General features: G+C 45.2%; 31 protein-coding genes. 13 read left to right on the top strand and 18 right to left on the bottom strand.

The annotated features are described in order from the left end of the window. The first annotated feature begins 48 nt into the window (after positions 1 to 48). The 11 genes from AS158_RS04135 to AS158_RS04085 all read left to right on the top strand — a co-directional run bounded on the left by AS158_RS04135 (position 49) and on the right by AS158_RS04085 (position 9,266). A complete protein-coding gene (locus tag AS158_RS04135; RefSeq protein WP_038053880.1) occupies positions 49 to 654 on the top strand; it encodes a thiamine diphosphokinase in 606 nt (201 codons plus the stop codon). Continuing rightward, a complete protein-coding gene (dxr, locus tag AS158_RS04130) occupies positions 633 to 1,763 on the top strand; it encodes a 1-deoxy-D-xylulose-5-phosphate reductoisomerase (RefSeq protein ID WP_038053878.1) in 1,131 nt (376 codons plus the stop codon). Before AS158_RS04135 ends, dxr begins: the two co-directional genes overlap by 22 nt. Beyond that, entirely contained in the window at positions 1,739 to 3,241 is a 1,503-nt protein-coding gene (locus AS158_RS04125) for a site-2 protease family protein (protein WP_038053868.1), read from the top strand. The genes dxr and AS158_RS04125 overlap by 25 nt, the downstream gene beginning before the upstream one ends. Continuing rightward, a complete protein-coding gene (gene ispG, locus AS158_RS04120) occupies positions 3,238 to 4,272 on the top strand; it encodes a flavodoxin-dependent (E)-4-hydroxy-3-methylbut-2-enyl-diphosphate synthase (protein ID WP_038053862.1) in 1,035 nt (344 codons plus the stop codon). The genes AS158_RS04125 and ispG overlap by 4 nt, the downstream gene beginning before the upstream one ends. Further along, a complete protein-coding gene (locus AS158_RS04115) occupies positions 4,269 to 4,874 on the top strand; it encodes a CBS domain-containing protein (RefSeq protein ID WP_038053860.1) in 606 nt (201 codons plus the stop codon). The genes ispG and AS158_RS04115 overlap by 4 nt, the downstream gene beginning before the upstream one ends. A 1-nt stretch (position 4,875) precedes the next feature. Continuing rightward, positions 4,876 to 5,589 carry an undecaprenyl-diphosphate phosphatase gene (locus tag AS158_RS04110; protein WP_038053858.1) on the top strand — a complete coding sequence of 238 codons (714 nt, stop codon included), beginning with the start codon at positions 4,876 to 4,878 and terminating at the stop codon, positions 5,587 to 5,589. A 6-nt stretch (positions 5,590 to 5,595) separates the two neighbouring features. Further along, positions 5,596 to 6,225, top strand: a complete 630-nt coding sequence (locus tag AS158_RS04105; protein ID WP_038053856.1) for an MBL fold metallo-hydrolase — start codon at positions 5,596 to 5,598, stop codon at positions 6,223 to 6,225. After that, a complete protein-coding gene (locus AS158_RS04100) occupies positions 6,222 to 7,682 on the top strand; it encodes a glycogen/starch synthase (RefSeq protein WP_038053854.1) in 1,461 nt (486 codons plus the stop codon). Before AS158_RS04105 ends, AS158_RS04100 begins: the two co-directional genes overlap by 4 nt. Positions 7,683 to 7,686: 4 nt before the next feature. After that, positions 7,687 to 8,697: a galactose-1-phosphate uridylyltransferase gene (galT, locus tag AS158_RS04095; RefSeq protein ID WP_038053852.1), complete on the top strand. Its 1,011-nt coding sequence runs from the start codon at positions 7,687 to 7,689 to the stop codon at positions 8,695 to 8,697. 63 nt (positions 8,698 to 8,760) lie between these two features. Continuing rightward, the gene (locus AS158_RS04090; RefSeq protein WP_004080683.1) at positions 8,761 to 9,036 is read left to right on the top strand and encodes a stage V sporulation protein S; all 276 of its coding nucleotides are present in this window, start codon (positions 8,761 to 8,763) and stop codon (positions 9,034 to 9,036) included. Continuing rightward, the gene (locus tag AS158_RS04085) at positions 9,036 to 9,266 is read left to right on the top strand and encodes a hypothetical protein (protein WP_038054219.1); all 231 of its coding nucleotides are present in this window, start codon (positions 9,036 to 9,038) and stop codon (positions 9,264 to 9,266) included. Before AS158_RS04090 ends, AS158_RS04085 begins: the two co-directional genes overlap by 1 nt. On the opposite strand, the gene AS158_RS04080 is transcribed toward AS158_RS04085, so the two are convergent. The 18 genes from AS158_RS04080 to AS158_RS03995 are packed head-to-tail and all read right to left on the bottom strand — an operon-like array spanning position 9,250 to position 23,787. After that, entirely contained in the window at positions 9,250 to 9,915 is a 666-nt protein-coding gene (locus AS158_RS04080) for a hypothetical protein (protein WP_038053849.1), read from the bottom strand. The genes AS158_RS04085 and AS158_RS04080 overlap by 17 nt on opposite strands. Further along, positions 9,900 to 10,382, bottom strand: coding sequence for a hypothetical protein (locus tag AS158_RS04075; protein WP_038053847.1), 483 nt, complete (start codon positions 10,380 to 10,382; stop codon positions 9,900 to 9,902). Before AS158_RS04075 ends, AS158_RS04080 begins: the two co-directional genes overlap by 16 nt. Continuing rightward, positions 10,379 to 10,684 (bottom strand): hypothetical protein, encoded by a 306-nt coding sequence (locus tag AS158_RS04070; protein ID WP_038053844.1) that lies wholly within the window; start codon positions 10,682 to 10,684, stop codon positions 10,379 to 10,381. The genes AS158_RS04075 and AS158_RS04070 overlap by 4 nt, the downstream gene beginning before the upstream one ends. Beyond that, complete coding sequence (locus AS158_RS04065; protein ID WP_038053841.1) at positions 10,668 to 11,312, bottom strand: FliA/WhiG family RNA polymerase sigma factor; 645 nt, start codon at positions 11,310 to 11,312, stop codon at positions 10,668 to 10,670. Before AS158_RS04065 ends, AS158_RS04070 begins: the two co-directional genes overlap by 17 nt. 17 nt (positions 11,313 to 11,329) lie before the next feature. Beyond that, on the bottom strand, positions 11,330 to 11,803 hold the full coding sequence (cheD, locus tag AS158_RS04060) for a chemoreceptor glutamine deamidase/glutamate methylesterase CheD (RefSeq protein ID WP_038053837.1): 474 nt from the start codon (positions 11,801 to 11,803) through the stop codon (positions 11,330 to 11,332). Next, the gene (gene cheC / locus AS158_RS04055; RefSeq protein WP_038053834.1) at positions 11,800 to 12,414 is read right to left on the bottom strand and encodes a CheY-P phosphatase CheC; all 615 of its coding nucleotides are present in this window, start codon (positions 12,412 to 12,414) and stop codon (positions 11,800 to 11,802) included. Before cheC ends, cheD begins: the two co-directional genes overlap by 4 nt. Further along, a complete protein-coding gene (locus AS158_RS04050; protein ID WP_038053832.1) occupies positions 12,411 to 13,100 on the bottom strand; it encodes a flagellar brake protein in 690 nt (229 codons plus the stop codon). Before AS158_RS04050 ends, cheC begins: the two co-directional genes overlap by 4 nt. A gap of 6 nt (positions 13,101 to 13,106) precedes the next feature. Beyond that, complete coding sequence (locus AS158_RS04045; RefSeq protein ID WP_038053829.1) at positions 13,107 to 13,934, bottom strand: MinD/ParA family protein; 828 nt, start codon at positions 13,932 to 13,934, stop codon at positions 13,107 to 13,109. After that, positions 13,900 to 15,036: a flagellar biosynthesis protein FlhF gene (gene flhF, locus AS158_RS04040; RefSeq protein ID WP_038053826.1), complete on the bottom strand. Its 1,137-nt coding sequence runs from the start codon at positions 15,034 to 15,036 to the stop codon at positions 13,900 to 13,902. The genes AS158_RS04045 and flhF overlap by 35 nt, the downstream gene beginning before the upstream one ends. Then, on the bottom strand, positions 15,033 to 17,069 hold the full coding sequence (gene flhA / locus AS158_RS04035; RefSeq protein WP_038053823.1) for a flagellar biosynthesis protein FlhA: 2,037 nt from the start codon (positions 17,067 to 17,069) through the stop codon (positions 15,033 to 15,035). The genes flhF and flhA overlap by 4 nt, the downstream gene beginning before the upstream one ends. Next, on the bottom strand, positions 17,066 to 18,190 hold the full coding sequence (flhB, locus tag AS158_RS04030) for a flagellar biosynthesis protein FlhB (protein ID WP_038053821.1): 1,125 nt from the start codon (positions 18,188 to 18,190) through the stop codon (positions 17,066 to 17,068). The genes flhA and flhB overlap by 4 nt, the downstream gene beginning before the upstream one ends. Next, positions 18,121 to 18,897: a flagellar biosynthetic protein FliR gene (gene fliR, locus AS158_RS04025; RefSeq protein ID WP_156105093.1), complete on the bottom strand. Its 777-nt coding sequence runs from the start codon at positions 18,895 to 18,897 to the stop codon at positions 18,121 to 18,123. Before fliR ends, flhB begins: the two co-directional genes overlap by 70 nt. Next, positions 18,894 to 19,925, bottom strand: coding sequence for an S-methyl-5-thioribose-1-phosphate isomerase (gene mtnA, locus AS158_RS04020; protein WP_038053817.1), 1,032 nt, complete (start codon positions 19,923 to 19,925; stop codon positions 18,894 to 18,896). The genes fliR and mtnA overlap by 4 nt, the downstream gene beginning before the upstream one ends. Beyond that, positions 19,922 to 20,911, bottom strand: a complete 990-nt coding sequence (locus tag AS158_RS04015) for a peptidyl-prolyl cis-trans isomerase (protein ID WP_038053815.1) — start codon at positions 20,909 to 20,911, stop codon at positions 19,922 to 19,924. The genes mtnA and AS158_RS04015 overlap by 4 nt, the downstream gene beginning before the upstream one ends. Further along, positions 20,908 to 21,675, bottom strand: a complete 768-nt coding sequence (gene mazG, locus AS158_RS04010; protein WP_038053813.1) for a nucleoside triphosphate pyrophosphohydrolase — start codon at positions 21,673 to 21,675, stop codon at positions 20,908 to 20,910. The genes AS158_RS04015 and mazG overlap by 4 nt, the downstream gene beginning before the upstream one ends. 1 nt (position 21,676) lies before the next feature. Continuing rightward, the gene (locus AS158_RS04005) at positions 21,677 to 22,318 is read right to left on the bottom strand and encodes a TIGR00153 family protein (protein ID WP_038053803.1); all 642 of its coding nucleotides are present in this window, start codon (positions 22,316 to 22,318) and stop codon (positions 21,677 to 21,679) included. Further along, positions 22,269 to 22,985, bottom strand: coding sequence for a ribonuclease HII (locus tag AS158_RS04000; protein ID WP_038053800.1), 717 nt, complete (start codon positions 22,983 to 22,985; stop codon positions 22,269 to 22,271). Before AS158_RS04000 ends, AS158_RS04005 begins: the two co-directional genes overlap by 50 nt. Beyond that, positions 22,972 to 23,787: an ATP-dependent Clp protease proteolytic subunit gene (locus tag AS158_RS03995; protein WP_346774452.1), complete on the bottom strand. Its 816-nt coding sequence runs from the start codon at positions 23,785 to 23,787 to the stop codon at positions 22,972 to 22,974. Before AS158_RS03995 ends, AS158_RS04000 begins: the two co-directional genes overlap by 14 nt. 361 nt (positions 23,788 to 24,148) lie before the next feature. On the opposite strand from AS158_RS03995, the gene AS158_RS03990 reads away from it, so the two are divergent. Then, complete coding sequence (locus tag AS158_RS03990; protein ID WP_165304534.1) at positions 24,149 to 25,078, top strand: inorganic phosphate transporter; 930 nt, start codon at positions 24,149 to 24,151, stop codon at positions 25,076 to 25,078. A 34-nt stretch (positions 25,079 to 25,112) separates the two neighbouring features. Continuing rightward, positions 25,113 to 26,026: cache domain-containing protein (locus AS158_RS03985; RefSeq protein ID WP_206516523.1), on the top strand; the 914-nt coding region annotated here is incomplete at its 3' end.

Genomic DNA, 26,026 nt, shown 5'->3' with positions numbered 1-26,026 from the left:
TGATAGAATTATATCAGGGCCTCGAACGAGAAGGAGGAGTATAGATCCATGGTGTGTATTTTTGCAAACGGTTCTTACGAAGAGTTCGTGGATGTCTCCCGCTGTGAGAAGATCGTGGCGGTGGACGGAGGAGCGAATTACCTGAGAACAAGAAACATTGTACCCGATCTTTTCATAGGTGACGCCGATTCGGTGAAGGAAGAAACTATGGAGTGGTTGAAAAAACACGGGGTAACGCTGAAGATATTTCCAAAGGAGAAGGATGAAATAGATCTGGAACTTGCACTTCGGGAGTTCGAAGAAGAAAAGATTGTCTTCGGATGGAAAGGTGATCGTCTCGACATGGTACTCGCTCTTTTCTATCTGTTGAAACGTTTCAAAAACACGACCCTCGAATCGTCTTCTCTCACGGTTGGTTACGTGGAAGGAGCGAAAACTCTCTTCGCTGTCCCTGGAGAAAAGTGGTCTATACTGCCGCTCGGTGGAGACGCAGAAGGGGTGACTCTCAAAGGCTTCAAATACACCCTTGAGAACGCCGTTATGCCCCTCACAAAACCTTACGGCGTGAGCAACGAAGCTGTGAGTGATAGAGTCACGATAGAAGTGAAGAAAGGAGGTTTGATTTACTTCAGATGGAAGAAAGAACCCTTGTGATACTGGGTGCCACCGGATCCATCGGAACACAGACACTCGACGTGTTGAAGAAAATAAAAGGGATTCGGTTGATAGGTATCTCGTTCCACAGAAACCTGGAGCTGGCTCTCAAGATCGTGAAGGAATTCAACGTGAAGAACGTGGCGATCACAGGTGATGTGGAATTTGAAGACAGTTCGATCAACATCTGGAAAGGTCCTCATTCCATAGAAGAGATGCTGGAAGTGCTGAAACCCGACATCACAATGGTAGCGGTTTCCGGATTTAGTGGATTGAGGGCGGTGCTTTCGTCCATAGAACACTCAAGAAGGGTGTGTCTTGCAAACAAAGAATCTCTCGTGTGTGGAGGATTTCTGGTGAAGAAAAAACTCAGAGAGAAAGGAACAGAACTCATTCCGGTCGACAGTGAACACAGCGCCATCTTTCAGGTGATAGAACCAGAGGTGGAGAAGATCGTTTTGACAGCTTCTGGAGGCGCTTTGAGAGACTGGGAGATTTCCAAGATCGATAGAGCAAGACCTGAAGACGTGCTCAGGCATCCCGTGTGGAACATGGGAGCTCGTATAACGGTAGATTCTGCTACAATGGTAAACAAGGCGTTCGAAGTCCTGGAAGCTATGGAACTCTTTGGACTATCCTTCGAGAAGATAGAAGTGAAGATACACAGAGAGGGGTTGGTTCACGGAGCGGTGGTTCTACCGGATGGAAACGTCAAAATGGTGGTATCACCACCGGATATGAGGATACCCATAAGTTATGCCCTTCTCTATCCGAGGCGCGTTACTCTTGAACCGTTTTTCCTGAGGACTATCAGTCTTTCTTTTGAAGATCCCGACCCTGAAAGATACCCTGCGTTCTTTCTCTTGAAAGACATAAAGGATTCTTACACCCTGAGAACAGTTTTCAACGCGGCGGACGAGGTGGCGGTCGAAGCTTTCCTGATGAGGAAAATAAGGTTCGGCGGTATCCACAGAGTGATAGAAAAGACTCTCGAAGAGTTTCAAGGATATCCACAGCCGCGGACACTGGATGATGTGGAGCGAATTCATTTTGAAGCGAGAAAAAGAGCGGAGAGGGTGACAGAATGGTTATCGTCTACTTCATACTGATACTGACTGGTGTCATAATGGTCCACGAATTTGGGCACTATCTTTTTGCAAGGCTCTTCAAAGTGAAAATTTTGGAATTTGCGATTGGATTTGGACCAAAGATTTTTTCTGTGAAAGGAAGGGAAACTACCTTCAGAGTCAACGTCTTTCCCATAGGTGGATACGTAAGGATGCTCGGTGAAGAAGGAGAAGAGATAGCAGACGAGGAAGAGAAAGAAAAAAGTTTCTACACAAAACCAGCCTGGCAGAGGTTTCTGATCACCCTTGCGGGTCCCCTCTTCTCAATACTCGCAGGTTACCTTCTCTTTCTCCCTATCACTCTCAACTGGGGAATTGCGCTTCCCGGGATAGATGAAGTTGTACCGGGAAGTCCCGCAGAAGAAGCTGGACTGAGACGAGGAGATATCATCTATTCCATAAACGGCAAGATCGCTTTCGACACGTCGATCATTTCAAACGAGATCCAGAAAGGACTGTCTGTTGATCTGGTTATCTTCAGGGACGGTGAGAAGAAATCTCTCAGATTGACTCCCAGAATGTATCCCGAAACGTACGATTTCGTTCTAGAAAGTGCAGAGGGAACTCCTTCGGGAAGACTCATCTCAGTTAACGGAAACAGGGACATATCTGTTCTCAAAGAATTTGTGAGCGAATACGTGGTTCTTGAGTTCGAAGGAGGAACGGTAAAAGGTATCCTGAAGCAGTTCAACGAAATTCCGGCCCGCTATATGATCGGAATATCCTTCTCTGGGCTCACTCCTGTGTTCAAAAAGGACGTTTATTTCAAAGAAGGACTTTTCATCAAAAAGGGAGATCGTATAGTACGGGTAGAAGATCAGGAGATAGAAGGATGGCAAGACCTGGTGGTGCTTTATCAGAGGTTGACACTGGGAAGAGACACCATGATGGTAAGTTTGCAAGGAGAAGATCTCGAATGGTGGAGAGGACTTTCAGACAGCGTCAGGGTGGTGATAAAAAGGGGTGACGACACGATAGAGAAAAGCGTGGAGGCTTCATTTTTAAAGGACGTCCTCGAAACTTCCGATCTCCTGGAGATGGGGGTTCCCCGCTATAAACCGAAGAATCCTCTGGAAGCGGTGAGTCTTTCTGTGAAGGCGTGCAACTATGTGTTACTGACGACTGCCTCTTCTCTGAAGAATTTCTTCAGGAATGTTCAGACGGGTCAGATAGTGGGAGTAGTGGGACTGGCTGGTGTGATCAGTGCGGCATCCAAAACAGGTCTAGAGTCAGTCCTCACAGTTGTGGCTGTGATAACGATCAGCTTGGGTGTTCTGAATCTTTTACCACTTCCGGCGCTCGATGGTGGTCGCATCATCTTCTCGCTTGTGGAGATGATCACTCGAAAGAGACTCAACCCTCAGGTCGAAAACATCATCCATTTCCTCGGGTTCATCTTTCTCATGATGCTCTTTCTTTACATCACGTTCCTCGACATAGGAAGGATGATGGGAATATGAGAAAGAGTGTGAAAGTGGGAAACGTGGTGATCGGTGGAGGAGCTTCCGTGAGTGTTCAGTCCATGACCACAACGAAGACGGCCGATGTGGAAAGAACCGTCTCCCAAATAAAACGTCTCGAAAGGGCAGGTTGTGAAATCGTCCGGGTTGCTGTTCAGGATGAAGAAGACGCGAAAGCAATCAGACGAATAAAGGAGCAGATAGAGATTCCCCTTGTCGCGGACATCCAGTTCGATTACAGGCTTGCTATTCTTTCGATTGAGAACGGAGCGGACAAGATAAGGATCAATCCGGGTAATATGAGTAAGGATCGGCTGAAAGATGTCATTGCGGCTGCAAAGGAAAAAGGTATCCCCATTCGTGTTGGAGCGAACGTGGGATCCATAAAGAGAAGAACCTCAGAAAGGTGGAAAGATCTGGCAGAATCCGCCCTTGAAGAAGTCAGACTACTTGAAAAGGAGGGGTTCTACGATATCGTCGTCTCGGTGAAGAGCTCAGATGTACTTGAAACGATAAAGGCAAACGAGTACATTGCCGAAAAGGTCGAATATCCCATCCATCTTGGAGTGACTGAAGCGGGCGTTTCAGAGACGGCCATCGTTAAATCTTCCATCGCTATAGGTCATCTTCTTCTTAAAAACATTGGTGACACCATAAGGGTATCCATATCTGGAGATCCGGTGAGAGAGGTCATCGTTGGAAGGAAGATCCTCATAGCTATTGGTCTCAGAGAAGGTGTGGAAGTGATAGCCTGTCCTACCTGCGGCAGAGCAGAAATTGATGTCGAAAGTATGGCAAAGATGATCGAAGAGAATTTCTTTCACGTTCAAAAGAAGTTGAAAATAGCTGTTATGGGGTGCGTTGTGAACGGTATAGGAGAAGGGAAAGACGCCGATCTGGGAGTGGCCGGCCTCAGGGATGGAGCTGTTATATTCGTGAAGGGAGAGATAAGAGAACGTGTTTCAAAAGAGTTCGTTCTGGAACGTTTCAAACACTATCTGAATGAACTACTCAAGGAGGTGGAACGATGAAAGTCAAAAAATGGGTCACCCAGGATTTCCCGGTGGTTGAAGAATCGGCTACGGTGAGAGAATGCCTTCACAGGATGAGACAGTACCAAACGAACGAATGCGTTGTCAAAGATCGGGAGGGTCATTTCAGAGGAGTGGTGAACAAAGAGGATTTGCTGAACGTGGACCTCGATACTCCTATATTCAATAAAGTTTCTCTTCCGGACTTTTTCGTCCACGAAGAAGACAACATCACTCACGCTCTTCTTCTGTTTCTGGAGCACCAGGAACCTTATCTCCCAGTGATTGACGAAGAGATGCGTCTCAAGGGTGCTGTGAGTCTTCATGATTTTCTTGAAGCACTCATAGAAGCTCTGGCAATGGACGTTCCTGGTATCCGTTTTTCTGTCCTTCTTGAGGACGAACCCGGAGAGTTGAGGAAAGTTGTGGACGCTTTATCGCTCAGTAACATAAACATTTTGTCTATTATCACAACAAGATCGGAAGACAACAAGAGAGAAGTTCTCATCAAAGTGGACGCGGTAGATGAAAGAACACTCGTCAAGCTTTTTGAAAGTCTTGGAATAAAAATAGAATCCATCGAAAAGGAAGAGGGGTTCTGACGTGGATCTGCTGCTCGGAATAGTACAGGGACTAACAGAATTTCTTCCTGTTTCCAGTTCTGGACACCTGACTCTTCTGTCGCATCTGTTAAAAACGGATCTGAACGCTTACCAGACGGCCATTTTGCATCTTGGAACGCTGGTGTCCGTTGTTCTTTTTACGCTCGATGGCATAAGAAGGAGTCTGAGAAACTGGAGAATCATCCTGAATCTGATCATTTCAACCATTCCAGCCGCTGTTTTTGGAGTTCTCTTTGAAAAACAAATCGATCGGCTGTTTTCTTCGCCACACTTTCTCCCTCTGTTTTTCTCTGTAACCGCTTTGATCCTGCTGTTCACCAGGTATTATTCGTCTGGTGAAAAGAGAATGGAAAACATGAGTTTTCTCGATGCTTTTCTTGTTGGGGTTGCCCAACTCTTTGCTCTCTTCCCGGGTATTTCAAGAAGTGGAATCACTGTGGCTTCTCTTTTGTTTATGAAGTACAAAAATGAAGATGCTCTTCAATATTCCTTTCTGATGTCCATACCAGTTGTTCTGGGTGCAGGAATCCTTGGCTTAGAAAGAGGAAACATAACTGTTCTTGCACCGATTTTTGCGTTTCTTTCTGGTCTTTTTGCTCTTTACGTGCTTTCAAGATCTGTGAGATCCGGAAGGATGTGGCAGTTTTCCTACTACTGCTTGTTCATAGCGATTCTGAGCTATCTTGCGGGGTGATGCCGAGTGGAGTTGAAAATCCTCGTAACGGGTGGAAGCGTTTTTGTTCCAGGAAGGTTGAACGCTCACTTTTCCACGGTTGTTTATCTGGAACACGGTGACAGAAGAATCATCATCGACCCCGGTAACCTCTCTTCTATGGACGAACTGGAAAAGGAGTTCTCTGAGCTTGGAATTCCTCCGGATGATATAACAGACGTTCTGTTCACACACGTACATCTAGATCATATCTTCAACTCCGTCCTCTTCGAGAACGCTACTTTCTATGTTCACGAATCTTACAAAACGAAGAACTATACTTCTTTTGGTACGATCGTGGGGAGAATCTATTCGAAGGTGATCTCTTCGTGGAAAAACGTGGTGCTTCTGAAGGGCGAGGAAACGCTGTTCGACGGAAAAATAAAGGTGTTTCACACTCCATGGCACGCCAGAGAACACCTTTCTTTTCTTCTTGATACAGAGAATGCAGGAAGAGTGCTGATCACAGGGGATATTACACCTAACAGGCTTAGCTACTATGATATAATCAAAGGGTACGGAAGCGTTCAAGTTAAGAACTTCTTTGACAGAGTTGGAAAGATCGATCTCTTAGTTTTTCCACACGACGCACCGCTGAAACTGGAGGTGAAAGGATGAAAGTGGTGTTCGTTTCTTACGAGGTTTTTCCATTCGCGAAGGTAGGAGGGTTGGCGGACGTTGCAGGAACTCTTCCAAAGTACTTAAAGAAACACGGAGTAGATGTCACGATAGTTATGCCAAAACACAGAATCGTCGAAAAAAATGCGGAGAAGTTCGGATACGAGATCAAGAAAGTAGCCGAAGGCCTTCCTGTTTCTTATGTCAAAACCGACCAGAGGTTCGATATATACGAATCCGTTCTTCCCGGAAGCGATGTGAAAACGTATTTTGTTGCTAACGATTATTACTTCTCTGCGGAAAGTGTCTACGCGGGGCCAGATCTTGGAGAACAGGCGATTTTCTTCTGTGCGGCCACTCTGGATCTGATAAAACATCTTGATTTGAAACCCGATATCGTCCACGTGAACGACTGGCAAACCGCTCTGATTCCCGTCTACTTGAAAACCGTTTACAGAGACGATCCTTACTTTTCCAGAACGGCCACATCCCTGACAATTCACAACCTTGGATATCAAGGTGTGTTCGATCCGAAGTATCTCTCTTTTGCGGGTCTTCCAGGCTATGTTTTCACCATCGACGGCTTAGAGTTCTACGGACAGCTGAATTTCCTCAAGGGTGGAATAGTGTTCAGCGATGTGATAAACACGGTTAGTCCCACTTACGCCGAGGAAATTCAGACGGAGGAGTACGGTGAGAAACTCGATGGTGTACTGAGAATGCGATCGAAAGATCTCTACGGTATATTGAACGGAATAGATTACGAGCTTTATAATCCAGCCACGGACAAATACATTTACATCAACTACGACGTGAATCGTCTTGAACTCAAGTGGGAAAACAAGGTGAAGCTTCAGGAAGAACTGGGGCTTCCCGTTAACAAAGAAACAGCTGTGGCCGGGTTGATCAGCAGACTCGTTCCCCAGAAAGGTCTGGACCTTCTGGTTGATGTGATGGATTATCTGACGCTCTTTGATCTTCAGATCGTCGTTCTTGGAACGGGAGATGAACAGTACGAAAACGCCTTCAGAAAGTTACAAGAAAGGTATCCAGACAAAGTATCAGCGAACATAAAGTTCGATGTCGAACTGGCGCAGAAGATATACGCCGGTGCAGATATATTCCTCATGCCGAGCAGATACGAACCGTGTGGTTTGGGGCAGATGTTCAGTATGAGATATGGAACAATCCCCGTTGTGAGATACACGGGGGGTCTGGCAGATACAGTGAGAGAATACGATCCACAATCGATGGAAGGTACGGGTTTTGGATTCAAGAAGTACGATTCCGCTCATCTGTTGAAGGCAGTTTCAAAGGCTCTTCACTTTTACTACAGGGAAAGGGAACACTGGAAAAGGATTATGACAAATGCCATGAACACGGATCTGTCCTGGGACAGGTCCGCTAAAGAATACGTTGAACTTTACAAGAAAGCCCTTGCAAAGGTTGGAAGGTGAAAATATGCCTGAATTCAGAAAAGATCCCATTATAAAAAGGTGGGTTATCATAGCCACGGAGAGAGCGAAAAGACCCCATGACTTTGCAAGAACGAAAGTAGAAGAAGTGCGTGATGGTTTCTGTCCCTTCGATTATGGAAACGAACACACCACTCCACCGGAGATATTCGCCTTCAGGCCTGCAGACACAGAACCCAACACACCGGGTTGGTGGGTGCGCGTTGTTCCAAACAAATTCCCAGCGGTTGATCCCAATGTACCTTTGAGGAAATACGGAAGAGGTATGTACGATGCGGCGATAGGGTTTGGTTACCACGATGTGGTCATTGAAACCCCAGATCACAACTCCCACCTCGCCGTTATGGATTACAGGAACGTAGAAGAAGTCATTTGGGCTTACAAGATCAGATACGAACAGATCATGAAGGATGAGAGAGTAAAATACATACTGATTTTCAAAAATCACGGAAAGGATGCCGGAGCCTCTCTCAGTCATCCTCACAGTCAGATAATTGCTGTTCCCATCATGCCAAAGAGGGTTCAGGAAGAACTCGACGGTTCGAAAGAATACTACGAATACAAAGAAAGATGTCCTTTCTGCGATATCATAGATGAGGAGAAGAAAGAGAGGGAAAGAATAGTTGAAGAAAACGATCACTTCATCGCTCTGGAACCCTTCGCTGCCAGATTTCCATTCGAAACGTGGATTCTTCCAAAAAGGCACATGAACAGCTTTCATCTGATATCCGAGGATGAAGTGGGATCTCTTGCAAAGATTCTAAAGAACGTTCTCTACAGGATATACGCTGCCTTAGACAATCCACCTTACAATCTTTTGATCCACACTGCTCCCACGAGTCTCGAAGGCAAGGATTATTACCACTGGCACATAGAGATATTCCCGAGATTGACAAAAGTAGCGGGCTTCGAGTGGGGGACAGGGTTCTATATAAACACGGTGCCTCCGGAAGATGCCGCTAAATACCTGAGAGAAGTTACTTTGGAACAAGTTTGAAATCTCCAATTCTTTTATGATAAAATGCAAGTTAGAAACCCGTGAGTAAGGAGGAATGGTAGAATGGAAATCCTGAAGGTCAGTTCGAACTCGAACCCCAACAAGGTAGCCGGTGCGATAGCGGGTTCTCTTACCAAGAGCGAAAAGGTGGAGATCCAGGCTATCGGTGCCGGTGCAGTGAACCAAGCGGTAAAGGCTTTGGCAGTTGCAAGGAGATTTCTGGAAGAATCTGGAAAAGACCTCTTCGTTGTACCGGGTTTCATTGAAATCAAAATAGGGGATGATGTGAGGACTGGAATTTCTTTCAAAGTTTTTCTGGAAAATAACAAAAATGAGTGATGAAACCGGAAATACGAGAAATACTTAAAGCAATGGAGGAAGATTCGAGAATCAGGGTAATAGTTACTCAAATTCTCAGGATGTCTGTCGAGGAGAGGGAGCAATTCAAGAAGAAGGTGATGTACTACTTCATGGACCGGAATTCCGAAGTGGACACGGAAGCCTTTAAGTTTTTCAAAATAGTGATTGAAAACGTCGAAGAACTATCAAAACTCATTGAACAGAAATGAAAACGTGTTTTCTTTTTCCGTTGATTTCTAATTCAAAAACGACGAGATTCTTAGAAGGACCTTTGTCGATCTCAACGAGAAGATCAGAAGAGAACAAGCTGATTTTACCAGCGGGAACATTCTTATAGTAGCCGACAAACTTGATCCTGTCGATCTTTCTATCTTTCAAATTATCCAGGAGCACCTTCAGTGCTCCTTCTATTTTTTTTCTGTCGACGAACACCTCCCTCTTTATTCTCATTCTCCACAAAATTGGAATGCTGATGTTTGCGAAAACATCCACTTTCGCAGAGAGAATCGTTTTCACCTTGACTGTGAAATGAACGCTTTCACTGTAGAGTGATAAATCCGAAAGATCGGGGTTAAAAAGGTGGGTCTTGGAGATTAGAATTTCTGGAGTTCCTGTCTTGCATCGTATTTCATTCTCAAGGGAACATTCTTTTATAGAGAGCTGTTGTTCGCCTGTTGTACCATCGTGAACCGTTGTTTCTTCTTTTAGAGAGAAAACGTTCACCTTACTCTGGAAAGGCTGTTCCCTTACAGCTGGAAGTTGAAAAGAAGGATCTATTTTTTCAACAGAAGGACCTTTCAATTCGAGAAGAAAACCCTCTATCCATTTCTTTATCAGGGCAGCTATTTTTCCGAACATAGATACTCCAGCGCCTTTTCCAGTCTTTGAAATGGTTCCATAACATCGAAGGTCTCCAGAAGATCAGCGAGTTTTTTCATGTCCTCATCGGATATTTTTCCCACAATTTTCACCGAGGATCCTTTGAACGGCAGAAGAATCTCCTCCTCAGATCCACGCGTTGGGGTTTCCACTTTTTCAGTTCTTTCCACGATCAGAAGAAGCCTGTCGTCCACTTCCAGAAGCTCCGGATCTCGTACAAAAACGAAATCCGGTCTTTTCTCCATTTTCTTCAGCAGTGTTTTTGCAATCAGTTCTCCCTTCAAATAGGCGTCGATTGAGCTGCCGTAGAGGATCTTCTGGAGTTCGTTTGGAACCACCGGATCTGTGTACTTGAACTCCACAGGGATTCCTCTTTCGTCGACTAGAAGAAGCCCACCTATGAACTTTCCTTCCATCTTTCTTGAATCGAGATATGCTATTGTCATGTTCTCACGTCCATGAACAATCCCTTGTTCTCTTCTTTTATTGACGTTTTTTTCTTTTTCAGCAAAGGGTGAGTTCCAGTCTTCAAAAAACCTCGTTGTCTTCTTTCTGTGGAAGTTCTCACTTCTGCTCTTTCAGCGGTGTTACTCTCTTTAACTGAACTTTGTTCTCTCTGAATCTGATGTAATAGATGTTGAGAAAGGGCCTGCTGAACCAGTGTCTGCTGGTTCAGCGTTTGAGAGATGTTTTGAACGGACTCCACACCCTTCACGACAAATCCCTGGAAATCAACCGGCCTGATCATCGCCCATCACTTCTTTCTTTATTTTCAGAAGCGACTTACTTATAATTTGAGAAACACGGGATTCAGAAACATCGAGTACTTTCGCTATTTCTTTTAAAGATAGATCCTTTTCGAATCTGAGAGACAGAACCAGTTTTTCTTTGTCCGAGAGTTTTTCAATTGCCTTCCTCATCTCTTCCACCAGGAGCTCGCGGTACGCGTTTTCGTCTGGTCCTTCTGTTTTCAGAACGATTTCGTCTTCCATCGCATCTATCATGAGAAGCTGCTTCCTCATCATTTCGTTTCTTGTGCGAACGACTTCTTTCAATTCAAGACCGGTTCTTTTGGCTATCTCTTCATCGGACGGGAACTCCTCGCTTTCGTATATCGCTTTTTCGATCATCTTCACGTTTTTTCTCAGGTTCCTTGGCATCCAGTCTATTTTTCTCAGATAATCGTACATTGCACCTTTCACTCTCTTCATTATAAACGTCGTGAAACTCGCTTTCGATGGATCGTACCTTTCCAGAGAAGACAGGGCCGCGACGATTCCTTCCTGAATCAGATCGTCTACCTCCACGTTCGGGGGTAAGGTCTGTACCAGATCTTCCGCTATTCTCTTTATAAAGGGAAGCAAGCTTCTTATCATACTTTCCTTGTCCCATACTAAATTTCTTTTATTTCTAATTGTTCACCACCACCCACTTTTCTCACGAGAAGCTTTCCAGTTTCAATATTGTATTCAACGCTCCTTGCTCTGTTACCCCCCGTGTCTTCCGCCGCCAGTTTGATACCAAATTCTTCCAAGTGCTTTTTCACTGCTTCCACGTTCCTCGCTCCTATGTTCATTCCCTTGGATTCGAACATACTGGCCCCACCCGCTATTTTTGCTTCCAGTCTTTCCACTTTCGCTCCCATTTTCTTTAGCTCTTCCACCAGTGTTTTTACAGCCGTGTCTGCGTATTTGCCGGGTTTGTCCGTTTTTCCTCCACTGTCTGGGAGCATGACGTGTGCCATGGCTCCGACTTTCGCCACAGGATCTCTCATACACACAGCAACGCAGGATCCCAACCCAAGAGTCACGATCACTCCGGGATTTTTCATAACCGCGTATTCCCCTATTCCGATGACTTTTTTCATTCTTGAATCCCCATCCTTTCGAAGATCTTTGCCAGATATCCCGGCTTTGGTATCATCATCATGTAGGACGTCAGAGGCTCTTCCTCTTCTATTTTCAAGAGCGTTTCTACGAACACTATCTGATCTTCCGAGTTATCTTCCAGCTCTTCTATGGAAGCTTCTGCGAATATGGCAGATATCATGTCGATGACAAGCTGTGGAGGAAGTGTGTCGATCTTGAAACCAAGAAAATCCGCAAGGGCAGAAACGTAAGTACCGCACATTATGTTCCCTATCTCCTGAAGCGCCGAAGCGGAAAATTCATCGAGGTTCAACAGATTGTCAGGAGACTGAGCCGTCAGAATTTCGAGTATTTTCCTCACAACTGTTGTTCCCATTATGAGAAGAATACTTCCTTCTATTTCTCCTGTTACAGGCATTTTCACACCGACGACTATCTCTTCAGGCTCCTTTGCTACGAATATGACTTTACTGATCGGTACGATTTCCACGTTTGGAACGGAGATTTCGACCTTCTTATTTATCATGTAAGAAATCGCGGTGGCGGCGTTTCCGGCCCCTATGTTTCCTATCTCTTTCAAAAGGTCTTTCTGTCTTTCCGAGATCTTCATTCGCTTTCACTCCTTTCCTTGTTTCTCATTTCTATCTCTTTCTTGAAAACAAAACTCACCAGTTTCTTTTCCAGAGCAGGAGGAACGTTCAAAAACTCCACACCGTACATTCTCTCTCCCGTTTCGAGAACACCTGCTTCCCTCACAACTCTCGCCGGGTGATCCTGGAGTTTTAGGTCTTCGTCCAGATCGAGCGTAACGTATATGATCTGTTCCGGTGTCAGAATATCTCTCGCCACCATGAGCATGCCACCGGCACTGAAATCTTTCGTCACAAATCTTTTCGGTGGTTCATCCCTCGAAGCGACCCTGTACGTTCCTTCGAGAAATATCTTTATTCTCTTGAATCTTCTCCTTTGAATCTTCCTCAATCTTCCAGGGAAAGGTACTTTTGTCACCGGAAAACCATCTTCATCCCTACCACTCTCGAGCACGCCTGTTCTGAAAACATATATCGCAGAACTGTCCAGTATCATCACAGTACACCTGGTTCCACGAGGAAGTGGGACCAATCTTCCTTGGAAGCTCGGCATTGAAAGGATGAGAATTCCCTTTTCAAAATCCACATCATGTACACTGCTTTTGTACTGACCTTCCAGATCCTCCGGTGCAGAGACCTCCACGATCACATTTTGGCCTGGTTTTATCACTTCTTTTGCGTTGACAAGCTCCGTGTAGTACTCCATTCTTTCTCACCCTATTCCCAGCATCTGTCTTATCTTGCTCAAAAAACCTTTCTTTTGAACAGGTTCCTTCAAGATCTTTTCTCTCAGACCGTAGATGGCAAGGGATGGTTGTGAATGACTGTGGGATTGCACGAATGGCTCCTGTGAGGACACACTCTTCTGTACAACCTGATCCTCTTTTATCACAAAGTAGTTCTTTATCGTAAAACCAACGAATTTTTCGACTACCCTTTTCAGCCTGTCGGCTGCTAGTCTTCCTTCTTTCATGTTTCTTGCCATGTTCATCACCAGAAATATCTCCTCAGGTGTGATCCCTTTCACCGAGAGAAGCTTTATCAGAGTGTAGGTGTTTATGATCGAGGTTGGTTCCGGAGTGGTAACGAGAATGAGGAAGTCTGATTGGATATAGAACTCATCCAGGTTTTCGTTGTACCCCGGTGGAAAATCTATAACGAGATAATCGTATTTCTTGAGAAGTCTGGCAAACTCGTCGAAGAAGCGCCGACGATCGCTCAAATTGAAGAGAATGAGATCCTCTATGTCTATTCCTGAACTGAGCACGTCCACGCCGTACTTTGTTTCAAAAACGATGTCTTCTATCCTCACGTTTGACTTGAAGAAGTCTTTCAGGGTCTTGGGTGCCATGAAACCGAGGAGAATCTCGACACTTCCAAACCCCACGTCGGCATCGAACAGAAGAACCTTCAACCCTTTCTCTTTAAGAGCAAGGGAAAGGTTGACAGCTATCACGGATTTTCCTACACCACCCTTACCGCTGAGAACACTTATTATATTCGGTTCAGTCTTTCTCAGATGTTCCGCCTGATCTGGCATGATTCAACACCTCACCGGCGACAATCCTGGCAAGTTCCACGGAATTCGCTTCGAATATATCATCGGGGACTCTCTGCCCATTTGTCACGAATGCGATGGGAAGTCCCGTGATTTCTGATATGTTTATGAACGTTCCGTACATCGATGTTTCATCCATTTTGGTGAGAATGATGTGAGTTGGTTTCACGGCGGAGAACCTTTCAGCGATTCTTTTCACGTCATCGAGCTTGTAGTTCATAGAAATTACCAGAAAAGTGATATCTGGCTTTACAGCTTCTGAAAGTGCTCTGAGTTCGCTCATTTGAAGATCGTTTTGATGACTTCTCCCGGCTGTGTCCACAAGAACGATGTCGTAATCCTTCAGAGCCATCATTTCGTACTCGGCTTCTTTTGGAGTATAAGCGATCTTCATGGGAATGTCCATGATATCTGCGTATATTTTCAACTGTTCCGCTGCCGCTATCCGGTACGTGTCGAGTGTCAGTATAGCGACTCTTTTCTTTTCGTCTATCTTGAAACGAGCCGCAAGTTTGGCGAGTGAAGTAGTTTTCCCTACACCTGTTGTTCCCACAAAGAGTACTTTTGCGTTTTTGAAATCTGGTGCATTTGTCTTCACAAGGTTTGCGAATTGCTCCGACAAAATCTTGAAAGTCTCATTCGAATTCGGATCCAGATCTCCAAACTTCATTCTCAGAAAATCTATCAGTTTGTATCTGATTTCCGGGAGAATTTCCTGTTTCTCCATACCGTAAAGAATTTTTGAAAGCCCTTCTGGTAGAGTTTGCCTCTTTTCAGTTACAAGCATCTGCTTTATCTCGTTTATCGTCCGTTTTATCTCATCGAACTCCCCTTTGATATTATCGTTCGAAATCTGTCGATTCTTTACGAGTATTTCCTGTAGTCTGTAGCTCGTGTTTTCCTCTTTTTCTCTTTCTTCCTCAACCGCAGCTGTCACTTCAAAGTACGTTCTTCCACCTATTCCAAAGAACCCCCCTTTTTTTATTCTTCGAGAACTCAAAATAACGGCGTTTTCTCCCAGTTCCCTCCTTATCATTATCATCGCTTCTCTGATGCTCTCAGCAACGTATTTTTTTATTTTCATAATTTCACCACACCTTCAATTTGAAGGATGTAGTCATCTGGTATTTCATCGTAGGAAATCACATAAACACCCGGGATCGTTCGCATTATGTATCTGGAAAAGTAAGGTCTGATCCTTGCCGAACACACGATAACAGGTTGATAACCTTTTTTCATGAGATTTCCCAGTTCGTTTGAAATTTTGTTCATCAACTCTCTGGAAACTTCAGGGTTGAGAAGAAGCTCCCTTTCTTCTCCTAATTCTTTCAGCGATTCCAGGAGCTTCTGCTCGAGGTCTCTCTCCAGAACGATCGCGTGTATCTTCCCATCTTCGGAACGGATCATCGAAGCTATTTGACGTCTCAGCGCTTTCCTTACGCTTTCCACGAGGTAGTCTATATCCTTACTTTTCTCAGCACTCTCAAGTAGAGTTTCAAAGATCGTTGGAAGGTTTCGAATGGATACTCCCTCTTTTAGAAGTCTTTGAAGTATCTTTTTGATTTCAGCGGGCTTCAAAACATCCGGTATGAGGTCTTCCACCAGCTTCGGGAACTTCTCCTTCAGTCCTTCTATAAGAAGTTCGAGCTCTTTGAAGCCGAGGAGTTCATCGGCGTGTCTTCTCAGGACTTCAGAAAGGTGTGTGGCGAACACGGTTGGTGGATCCACGACCGTGTAACCTTTTTGCTGGGCTTCTTCCTTTCTCCACTCTTCTATCCAGTATGCTTCCAAATTGAACGCTGGTTCTCTGGTTGGAATACCAGGAATCTTTTCCTTAGCAGTTCCTGGATTTATGGCGAGGAGCCTGTTTGGTACGAGTTCGTACCTTGCAACTTCGCTTCCGCGGATCTTTATGGAATATTCGTTTGGTTTCAAAAGCACACTGTCCCTTACTCTGATGGGAGAGACGACAAGTCCCAGCTCGAATGCGAGCTGTTTTCTGATGGAGGTGATTCTATCGAGGAGGTCTCCTCCCTGTGATGGATCGGCGAGCGGTATCAATCCGTAGCCGATCTCCACCTCAACGGTATCGCTCTGTATGATCTCGGAAACCTCTTCAGGTGTAGAGAGAACTGGCCCACTGGGTCTTTCCGTAGGAGTAGGACCCGCCAGTTCCTCCTGAGGAACGGCTCGGGAGGTGTACACCGCAAGAAGTATCAACGCTCCACCAAGTATGGCGCTGAAGAACGGTATGGGAGTGAAAATGCCCAAGAAAATCAACACTCCACCGGTGAGGAGGAGTACTTTCGTTTCTCTCGAAAGTTCTGTGACGAGATCTTTTCCGAGATTTTCCTTGGATGCGGCCCTGGAGACAATTATACCGGTGGCGGTTGAAACGAGAAGGGCCGGGATCTGTGCCGCAAGGCCATCTCCCACGGTGAGGATCACGTATTCCTGAGCGGCCTCTACAAGACTCATCCCGTGTCTGAGCATACCTATCAGAAGTCCGCCGATTATGTTTATAAAAACGATGATAATACTCGCTATGGCATCTCCTCTCACGAATTTGCTTGCACCGTCCATGGCTCCATAGAAATCCGCTTCTCTCCTGATGTCTTCTCTCCTTTTCCTCGCTTCTTCCTCGGTTATCAATCCGCTGTTCAGGTCAGCATCCACACTCATCTGTTTTCCGGGCATAGCGTCGAGGGTGAATCTTGCGGCCACCTCTGCTATTCTCTCCGCACCCCTGGTGATGACGATGAACTGGATGATGACGAGGATGAAAAAGACGATGAGACCAACGACATAATCTCCTTTTACAACGAAATCTCCGAAGGTTCTTATAACCCGTCCCTGGAATTTTGGACCCTCGAGGAGAATGAGCCTTGTTGAAGCTACGTTGAGACCGAGCCTGAACAGGGTCACCACAAGAAGCAGAGTTGGAAATGAAGAGAGTTCAAGGGCGTTTCTTATGTACATGGTAGAAAACAGTATGATCATGGAAAGGGTTATGTTCAGGATCTGGAAAAAATCCAGCATCCTGTCCGGTACGGGCAGCACCATTAAAAGGACGATAGCAACTATCATCAGAGAAACGATTATATCTACATTCTTCAAATTCTCACGCCCTTTTTCGTGTAAACGTAAACGAGTACCTCCGCAACTATCCTGTAAAATTCTACCGGAATTTCTTCACCTATCTCCGTTTTGTAGTATAGAGACCTCGCAAGAGACGGATTTCTCAAAACGGGTACATCGTTCTCTTTTGCGATTTCTATTATTTTCAGTGCCAGATGATCCACACCTTTCGCTATCACAACTGGTGCGTTCATTGTGTCCGGATCGTATTTCAGAGCAACAGCGAAGTGAGTGGGGTTGGTGATCACAACATCTGCCTTTGGAACCTCTTCCAGCATTCTTCTTCGTAGGATATCATACATCATTTGTCTTTGTCTTCGCTTTATCTCGGGATTTCCTTCCACTTCTTTCAGTTCGTCCTTCACTTCCTGCTTCGTCATACGAATACTCTTTTCGAATTCCCATCTCTGGTAGAAGTAATCGAAAACAGCGAGAGCGAGAAGGACCATTCCGCTTTTCAACGTGATCTCAGAGGCGATGCCCCAGAATTTCACAAAGGCATCGTTCACGCTCATTTCTGTCAGGAGAATCATTTCGCTCCATCTGTTTTTCAAGACCTGATAGACCACAATCCCCACAATGGCGACCTTGAGGACAGACTTCAAAAGTTCCACGAGTGATCTGAGTGAGAACAATCTCTTAAAACCTTCTATCGGGTTGATTCTGTTGAGGTCAGGTTTCAACGCTTTCGGAGCGAATAAAAATCTTGTCTGAAGGGCGCCTATCATAACGCCTGCGACCATGGAGAACACCACAAAGGCTCCTATGATCAAAAACACGTCTTTAAAAGCGTTCACAGTATTCACGAGTAAATTTTCCGTCTCTTCGAACGATAGGAAGACCTGAACGTCTTCTGTGATCCTCTGTACACCTTGATATCCAAGAATCTTCAGCGCTAAGGCGAACACGAGGAAGGTGACAGCCATATTAAGCTCCCTGGATACGGGAGCTCTACCTTCTTCTCTTACTCTCCTTCTCTTTCTGGGAGTGGCGCGTTCTGTTCTCTCTGCTTCGGCAAAGAGCAGGAGTTCTATTTCCCAAGAAATTCTTGAATAGCGTTCCAGCTGAGCGCCGAAATCTTTTGAGCCATGTCCGCCCATATCGGCAACATCCCCAGAATCAATATAACCCCAACGATCGCTTTCAGGGGCAATCCGACCATGAAGACGTTCATCTGTGGAATGAGCCTCGAGACGATACCAAGAACAATACTTATGATGAGCATGAAGGCGATGACTGGTGCTCCTATTTTCAGGATCAACACGAAGAAGTCGCTCGATCTTTCCACGATGTAAGAGAAGAACCCGTCCGCAATACCTGTGAGGTTCACGGGGAAGACATCGATTGAGTCCCTCAATCCCTCAAACATGAGAACAGGTCCCTTTATCAGCACAAAAACAGTGAGAGCGATGAAGTAAACCAGTTCTCCCGTGGGGTTTGTTTCTTCTTCACCGAAGGCCAGTACCTCTTCCATTCCGAATCCAATTTGAAAGCCAAAGATGTATCCCGCCCCGTTGAACGCCTGAAGAAACAGATAGACGATAAAACCGATTCCAAACCCAACGAGAAAGTTGAAAAACAGATTCAAAGTGAAACTCAAAACAGGAGTATTCAGGGGTATGGATGCATCGACTGTAAAGAGCATCAACCAGCTCGTAAACAATCCCAGAAATACCCTCACTTCCACAGGAAACACTCTCTCGGAAAAGAAGGGAGCGATCAAAAAGAACCCTGTGAACCTTGTGAAAATACACATCCACGCAAGAAATCTCTCTTCGAGAAAACTGAATATGGTCTCCAAAATCACACCCCAAGGATCTTCTTTATGTTCTCTTCGAAAGGAGGTTTGATCACACCTTTTTCCGTTATTATCGCCGTTATGAGAGAATTTTCTGTGACGTCGAAAGCGGGGTTCAGAACTTTTATTCCCTCCGGGGTTATTCTGTTCCCGCCACAGTGAGTGACCTCTTCTGGCCTTCTTTCCTCTATGGGTATTTCTTCTCCACTTTTTATAGTTGGATCTATCGTCGAGACAGGAGCTGCAACGTAGAACGGTATGTTGTTTCTCTTCGCAAGAACGGCTAAAGAATAAGTTCCTATTTTGTTTGCTGTGTCACCGTTCAGAGCGATTCTGTCCGCTCCAACCACGACGGCATCGATCAACCCCTTCTTCATCAACCACCCGGCCATGTTGTCGGTGATGACATAGACTTCTATACCGTCTTTCATGAGTTCCCAGGCGGTAAGTCGTGCTCCCTGAAGGTAAGGTCTTGTTTCATCCGCAAACACTTTGATTCGTTTTCCTGCTTCCACAGCCGCCCTTATCACCCCAAGGGCAGTACCGTAATCTACAGTTGCGAGGGCTCCTGCGTTGCAGTGGGTGAGGATGGTTGATCCATCTTTTATGAGCTGGGCACCGTTCCTTCCAATCGCTTTGTTGACCTCTATATCTTCATATGCCATCTTCAGCGCTTCGTTTTCCAAGATCTCGAAGAGATTTTCTCTGTCAAAGTTCTCGGAGAATACCTTTTCCATCCTGTTCAGTGCCCAGAACAGGTTTACAGCCGTGGGCCTTGTTCTGGCCAAAGTCTCTTTTACCTGTCTCATCCAGTCCATCAAGCTTCCCGTTTTGTATTCTTTGAGTCCCAGGACGTATCCAAACGCCGCGGTGACTCCTATGGCAGGAGCCCCTCTGACGATCATTTCCTTTATGGCGTACGCAACTTCTTCGTGTGTTTTGCACTCCACGTATTCTTCAACGAATGGTAGTTTTCTCTGATCAAGGAGTCTCAGAGAGTCTCCCGACCACTCCATCGTTTTCGTCCTCAATTTCATCCCTGACTCCCTCCAAGTTTTATCTCTATTTGGCTATTCTTTTTGAACTCTTCGAACACTTTGTTGAACCAATCGTTCCACAACTGATTCTTCTTGTCTGCGAGCAATTCACTCATGATTTCCTGTTTGACCTCTTCGAATTTTTTGTAGGAAGAAGATCGTTTCTCGACAACTTTGTAGAGCACGAATTTACCTCCGGACTCGAAGGGTCCAAGAATGGCCCCTTCTGGAGCGTCGAAAATCACACTTTCTATGTCTTTTTCCAATTTTCCTTCTTCAATCCAGCCGAGATCACCACCGGTTGCCACCTGCGTCGCAACCTCGAGAAAGTCTTCCCCTTTTCTGATCTTTGAAAGTGCTTCATCCATTTTACTCTTATCCTCGGTGGTGATTTTGTAGAGATGAACGGCGGCGGGTATTCTGTAAGTCTCTTTGTTCTGATTGTAGTAGTTCTGTGCTTCTTCGAGTGTGACGGTTGCGCTCTGAGTGATTTTCTCCTGGAGCCTCTGGAGTGAAAGCTGTGTTTTCATATGCCATTGCAATCTCTTTTTGAAAGTTTCGAGATCACCGTATCCGGCGCTCTGAAGAAACTTGTCGAGGTCTTCCAGGGTTATACCCATGGATTCAACTGTTTCTTTGAGCCTTGTTTCAACTTCTCCCTTTACTTCTTCGTCACTTACTCCGACTCCCTCTTTTTTCGCAAGCTGCTGAATGAGAAGATCGTCTATTAAAGAGTTGAGAACTTCTTGTTTGTATTTCAACAGCAATTTCAGGCCTTCTTCGGTGCCTGTAAGAACGTTGAAAAATCTCAAATCGATCTGAGAAATGTTTCTCAAAATTCCATCTATATCTGCTTCGAGTTCGAGTAAATCAGAGGTGATAGACTCTCCATTGACTATGGCAACGACAGTGCTGGATGTGATTGTTGCCTGTCCAAAGAGACTGATTCCCAGTACCGCCAGAATCGCGAAGATCAACTTTCTCATGCTTCATCTCCTCCTTTCGTCCTTTCCCAGTATTCGTCCAACTTTTCAATGGGAAGTTCTTCAAGAATCAAACCATCCTTCTCTATTAACTCCTCCATCCTTTTGAATCTTTCGACAAACTTTCTCGTGGCCTTTCTCAGAGCCGATTCAGGATCAACGTTCAGAAATCTTGAGAGATTGACCATCGAAAACAACAGGTCACCGAATTCCTCTTCCAACTCACTGGGATTACTTGCCTCTTTCAGTTCTTTCAATTCTTCCTCTATCTTCTCGTAGACTCCTTCTGGATCTTTCCAGTCAAATCCCACCTGCGACGCGTTTTCCTGGATTCTTCTTGCCATCGAGAGAGCGGGAACGAGCGGGTTTATTTCACCGATCCTCGAAGATTTCTTCTTTCCTTTTTCCTGAGCTTTTATATCTTCCCATTGTTTGTAAGAATACCCTGGGCTGTCTCCGAAAACGTGTGGATGTCGTCTGATCAATTTTTCGTTGAGGGTTCGTATCACATCCTCAATGGTGAAAGCGCCTCTTTCGCGGGCTATCTGTGCGTGGAACACCACCTGAAGCAGCACATCACCGAGTTCCTCTTTCATCATCTCGTCGTTTTTTTCGTCTATCGCTTCGATCAGTTCGTAGCATTCCTCGATAAGATACGGCTTCAAGCTCTCGTGAGTTTGCTTTCTGTCCCATTCACATCCTTCAGGAGATCGCAGTTTTTCCATTATGGATACGAGTTCTTCGAAGAGAATCCCTGCCTCTTTCACTTCAGAACCTCCTTTTCAGAAGGATGATTTCTGCTCTATCAGACGCATCCTCCGTTCTATCGGCTATGTCCCCTATACTTCTTATCAGTTCTTTCACTTCAAGTTTTACACACCTTTCGATGTCCATCTCAAAGAGCTTTCTGAGGGCCGTTCGCTCCACGGTATCTTCGTCGTGTTCGTATTTCTCCACGGCGAGAACGAACTCTTCAACTCTCTCGAGATCCTCGAACAAAAACCTGAGTGCACTTTTCAGTGATTCGTAAGCCTTCAGAGAATATTCCATCTGCGACAAAATAAGATCTTTCAGTTCGTGGGGAACTTCTGGTTTTTGAAGAACAATCAAGTCCGCCACATACTCGGCTTTGTTCGCCACCTTATCTACGGCTTCAATCAGTCCCAGAAGATCTCCTCTGAAATTCGGCAGGAACGCTCCACTGTACATTTCCATCTCTGTTTTTCGACGTAATCGATCGGCTTCGCTTTCAAGCCTTTGTGTCCGGAGATAAAGAGACTCGATGTCGTCAGTATCTTCAAAATACTTTTTTATGAGATCGAAGACGCATTCCAGAGTTTCTTCAACTTTGTCGATGTGTTTAAAAAAGAGAGAGATTATGACCTGTTCTTTCTTTCCGGAAAACCACACTTTTTCTCGCCCCCAGAAGGTTCTTTATATGTTCGAATCGATTTTCGGAGATGAGTCCTTTTTCGAAGAACTCCCTCAACAAATCATCGGTCAGAAGTTCTAAAACGGGATCAAAACTCATCCTGTGGATGGGTAAAACTCCGTTCTCTCCGATTTCGTTCAGATGTTCTTTTGTGGCGTAACCTTTGTGTTTGTGGAAGGAAAACTGGGGATACATCCTGTGGAACTCGTTCATCAATCTATCCCTGAATACTTTTGCAACAATGGAGGCTGCTCCTATCAGTTTACTTTTCTGATCTCCTTTCACCAAGCATGTACCGGGAACATTCAGCTCGATTCCCTTTCCGTCAACGAGCACGAACGAGGGTTTCACGGGTAGGTTCTCCAGTGCTCGATTCATAGCAATTTTTGTGGCGTTGAATATGTTGTAGAGGTCTATTTCCTCTGGAGATGCGATTCCTATACCAACAGCTGCCTTCTTCATTATTTCATCGAAGAGCTTCTCCCTTTTCGAGGGAGAAAGCTGTTTTGAGTCGTTTATTCCTTCTATTTCCTTTTCCAGAACGACAGCGGCCGCCACAACGGGACCTGCGAGACATCCTCTTCCTGCTTCATCCACGCCTGCTACGATTCCAAATTCCTTTTTGTAGAGCTCATCTATTCCCATTACCCGTCTCCTTTCTGTTGTAGTAGGGAGCAGGAATGTAGTTCACAGAAGGTCTCTTGGGTTCGGCCTGTTTGTAAAGATCCATGAGATCGTATATTTCCTGAGGCATGTCCGTTTTCACCTGTATACCCATCTCTCTGAGTTTTTCGTAGTTCAGCGGATAATCGTGTGTCCAGTGTCCACTGCAGAGTTTATCGGCGATTTCTTCAGCTTTCTCCTTTGGCACTTTGTCTGAAAGAATTTCCACCACAAATTCTTTAACCTGTCTGATCGCTTTTTCCGCTATGTCTGCAAGTATCAGTGTCTGGTCATCAACTTGGTTCACATCCTTTTTTCTTACAGCGGCGAGAATGGAGGGAGCGGGCATATTTCCTATCTGGGGATCTAGCGGCCCCAGAACAGCGTTCTCATCCATGATAATCTCGTCGGCGGCGAGGGCTATCAACGTTCCACCGGACATGGCATAATGTGGAACAAAAACCGTTACCTTTCCCCTGTGCATTTTCAAAGCTCTGGCAATCTGTTCCGCTGCCAATACGAGTCCGCCAGGTGTGTGTAGTATGAGATCTATCGGCATATCAGGAGGTGTTAACTTAATCGCTCTCAGTATCTCTTCAGAGTCTTCGATATCTATGTACCTGCGTACTGGAAAACCAAGGAAGCTGATGGATTCTGCCCTGTGAATCAGTGTAATCACACGACTATTTCTCTTTTTTTCAATTTCTCTTATCAGAGCTTCTCTGGCCGATTTGAGAGCAGAGTTTTTGAGAAAAGGCGTAACGAGCGAAAAAATGAAGATCATCCAGAAAATTTGAAAGATCAATGTGCCTATGTCCACGCCGGAGCCCCCCTTTACCGGTTCGCCGTGTAAATTCTATCACATCAGACCACGTTTAGTGGGGTTTTTAGACAAAAAAATGCGGGCTCTTTCGAGCCCGCCAAGGCCGTGGGGGTGTATCTCAAGGGGGATAGGGGGGTCAACTTTCATTCTCCATGGTACATTCTAAATGTAACAGGTTAAGAGAAGATTCTAAAATGGGTACCTTATTTTTAAGATATTGTGAAGTTCTGTTTGGTTTTTTATCTTTCGCTAATTAAGACAAATGTATCATAAAAAAGGTTCAAGGTGATACAATAAAAAACACACTACAGGAGGGGTCATAGTGTTTGTACTCCTTTTACCTTCTCTTTTTCTGGGATGGTCACTCGGTGCCAACGATGCGGCAAACGTCTTTGGCCCTTTCGTGGGATCGGGACTCATTCCTTACAGAAAAGCCACCATGGTGGCGAGCATTTTTGTAATTCTGGGTTCTGTTCTCGGAGGAGCGAAGGGGCTTCAGAATATCAGTTCCCTTAGTGCTTCTGATCTGTTTGTCTCCAGTATAGCAGTTCTTTCAGGTGCCCTTACAGTCACGATCATGACGAAACTCGAGATACCTGTGTCCACATCTCAGGCTGTGATTGGAGGAATAATAGGAGCCAATGTCGCTGTACTGGGCGTTGGTGGAATCGATTTTTCTGCACTCACAAAAATATTCGTTGTGTGGTTTTTAACACCGGTTGGAGCTTTTCTTTTGAGTCTCATCATCTACCCAGTTCTTTCTTTCTTCTTCAGGAGAATTCCCAGCATTCAAATTCAAGACAGAGTGATAAAAACTTCCGCTTGGATCATAGGTGCTTACGGCGCATTTTCTCTGGGAGCGAACAACGTCGCGAACGTAACAGGTGTGTTCGCTGGAAAGATCCTGACGATCGAGCAAGCAGCCTTATTGGGAGGAGCCAGCATAGCTCTTGGTATTCTCACCTACAGTAAGAACGTGATGCTGACAGTGGGGAAAAATCTAATAGAATTAGATCATTTTACTTCTCTTATGGCTGTTTTATCACAGGCAATGGTTGTGTGGATTTTTAGCTTGATTGGAATCCCTGTTTCATCGTCTCAGGCCATTGTGGGAGCCGTCTTGGGAGCTGGCTACTCGAAGGGTATGAGTCTGGGGAATAAGAAAGTTTTAATAAGGATTTTAAGTGGTTGGTTTTTAACTCCCACTGTTTCCGGTACCCTTTCTTTTTTGTTGACGTGTCTGATAAAATAAAAGTTGATAACACCGAAACCGGGAGGGTGAAGCCATGACTCTTCGTGCGAAAGTCTTCCTTGTTATATTGGTCGTTCTGGCAGGACTTCTTGTGAGTTTTTACCTCATCTATCAGAGCGTTTCTGGTGCGGTTGTTGAAACAGTCAAGAAAAATGCTACTGTTCAGATTCAGGTTCTTTCGAATTATTTTGCTGAAAAGTTGAACAAATACGTAGAAAGGGCAGTTGCTCTGACCCAGTCCATGGAAGCACAGCTTCTCGATACATATTCCATGGCTTCCAACATGGTCAAGCTGGTGAAAGAAGCTTCCAATACACTCATTGCTGGAATTACGATAGAAGAAATGACGGGTTCTGGCTACATTGCTAAAGCTGACGGATTAGAGCAGATCGATTCTTCTTCGACCGTCTATCAAAAATACATGGATCTTGTGAAGAGTTCACAAAAACCGTATGTGGTCGTTCCGGACGTTTTTGAAGGTAAACCATCCTTCGTTGTTTTAGCTCCCCTTGGTGCGTTCGGTGCAGGCACACTCGGTGCGGTGGGTTATGTGATAGATCTCTCTCAGAACAAGGATTTTTGGCGTACGGTGGCAGAAGGTGGCAAATTGGGTGAAAATGGCTACGGAGTACTCGTCACGGATGACGGGAAGGTATTGATTCACAAAGACATGGGGAATTTCATGAGAGACGTGAAAGAGTTTGGAGGGTTTGAGAAAGCGTTTGAAGAGGCAAAGAAAGGTGGGGAAAAATACGTAGAATACGAATACGACGGGAAGAAATACACCGTGTGGGAGAAAGTACCCGGATACGACTTCTACATCTTCTCGACGGGGTACCTGGATGAACTTCTTGCAGAAGGAAGGAAAGCGACCTTTGGGACGATAGTGACGTATGTAGTGTTTGGCGGAGTGATCTTTGCGGTGTTGTTTGTTTCGATGATGCCGGT

The sequence above is a fragment of the Thermotoga sp. 38H-to genome, from assembly GCF_011057665.1.
In the GTDB taxonomy this organism is placed as follows: Bacteria; Thermotogota; Thermotogae; order Thermotogales; family Thermotogaceae; genus Thermotoga.
Note: the sequence above shows the minus strand (reverse complement) of the source record. Positions and strands in the feature narration are given on the sequence as shown.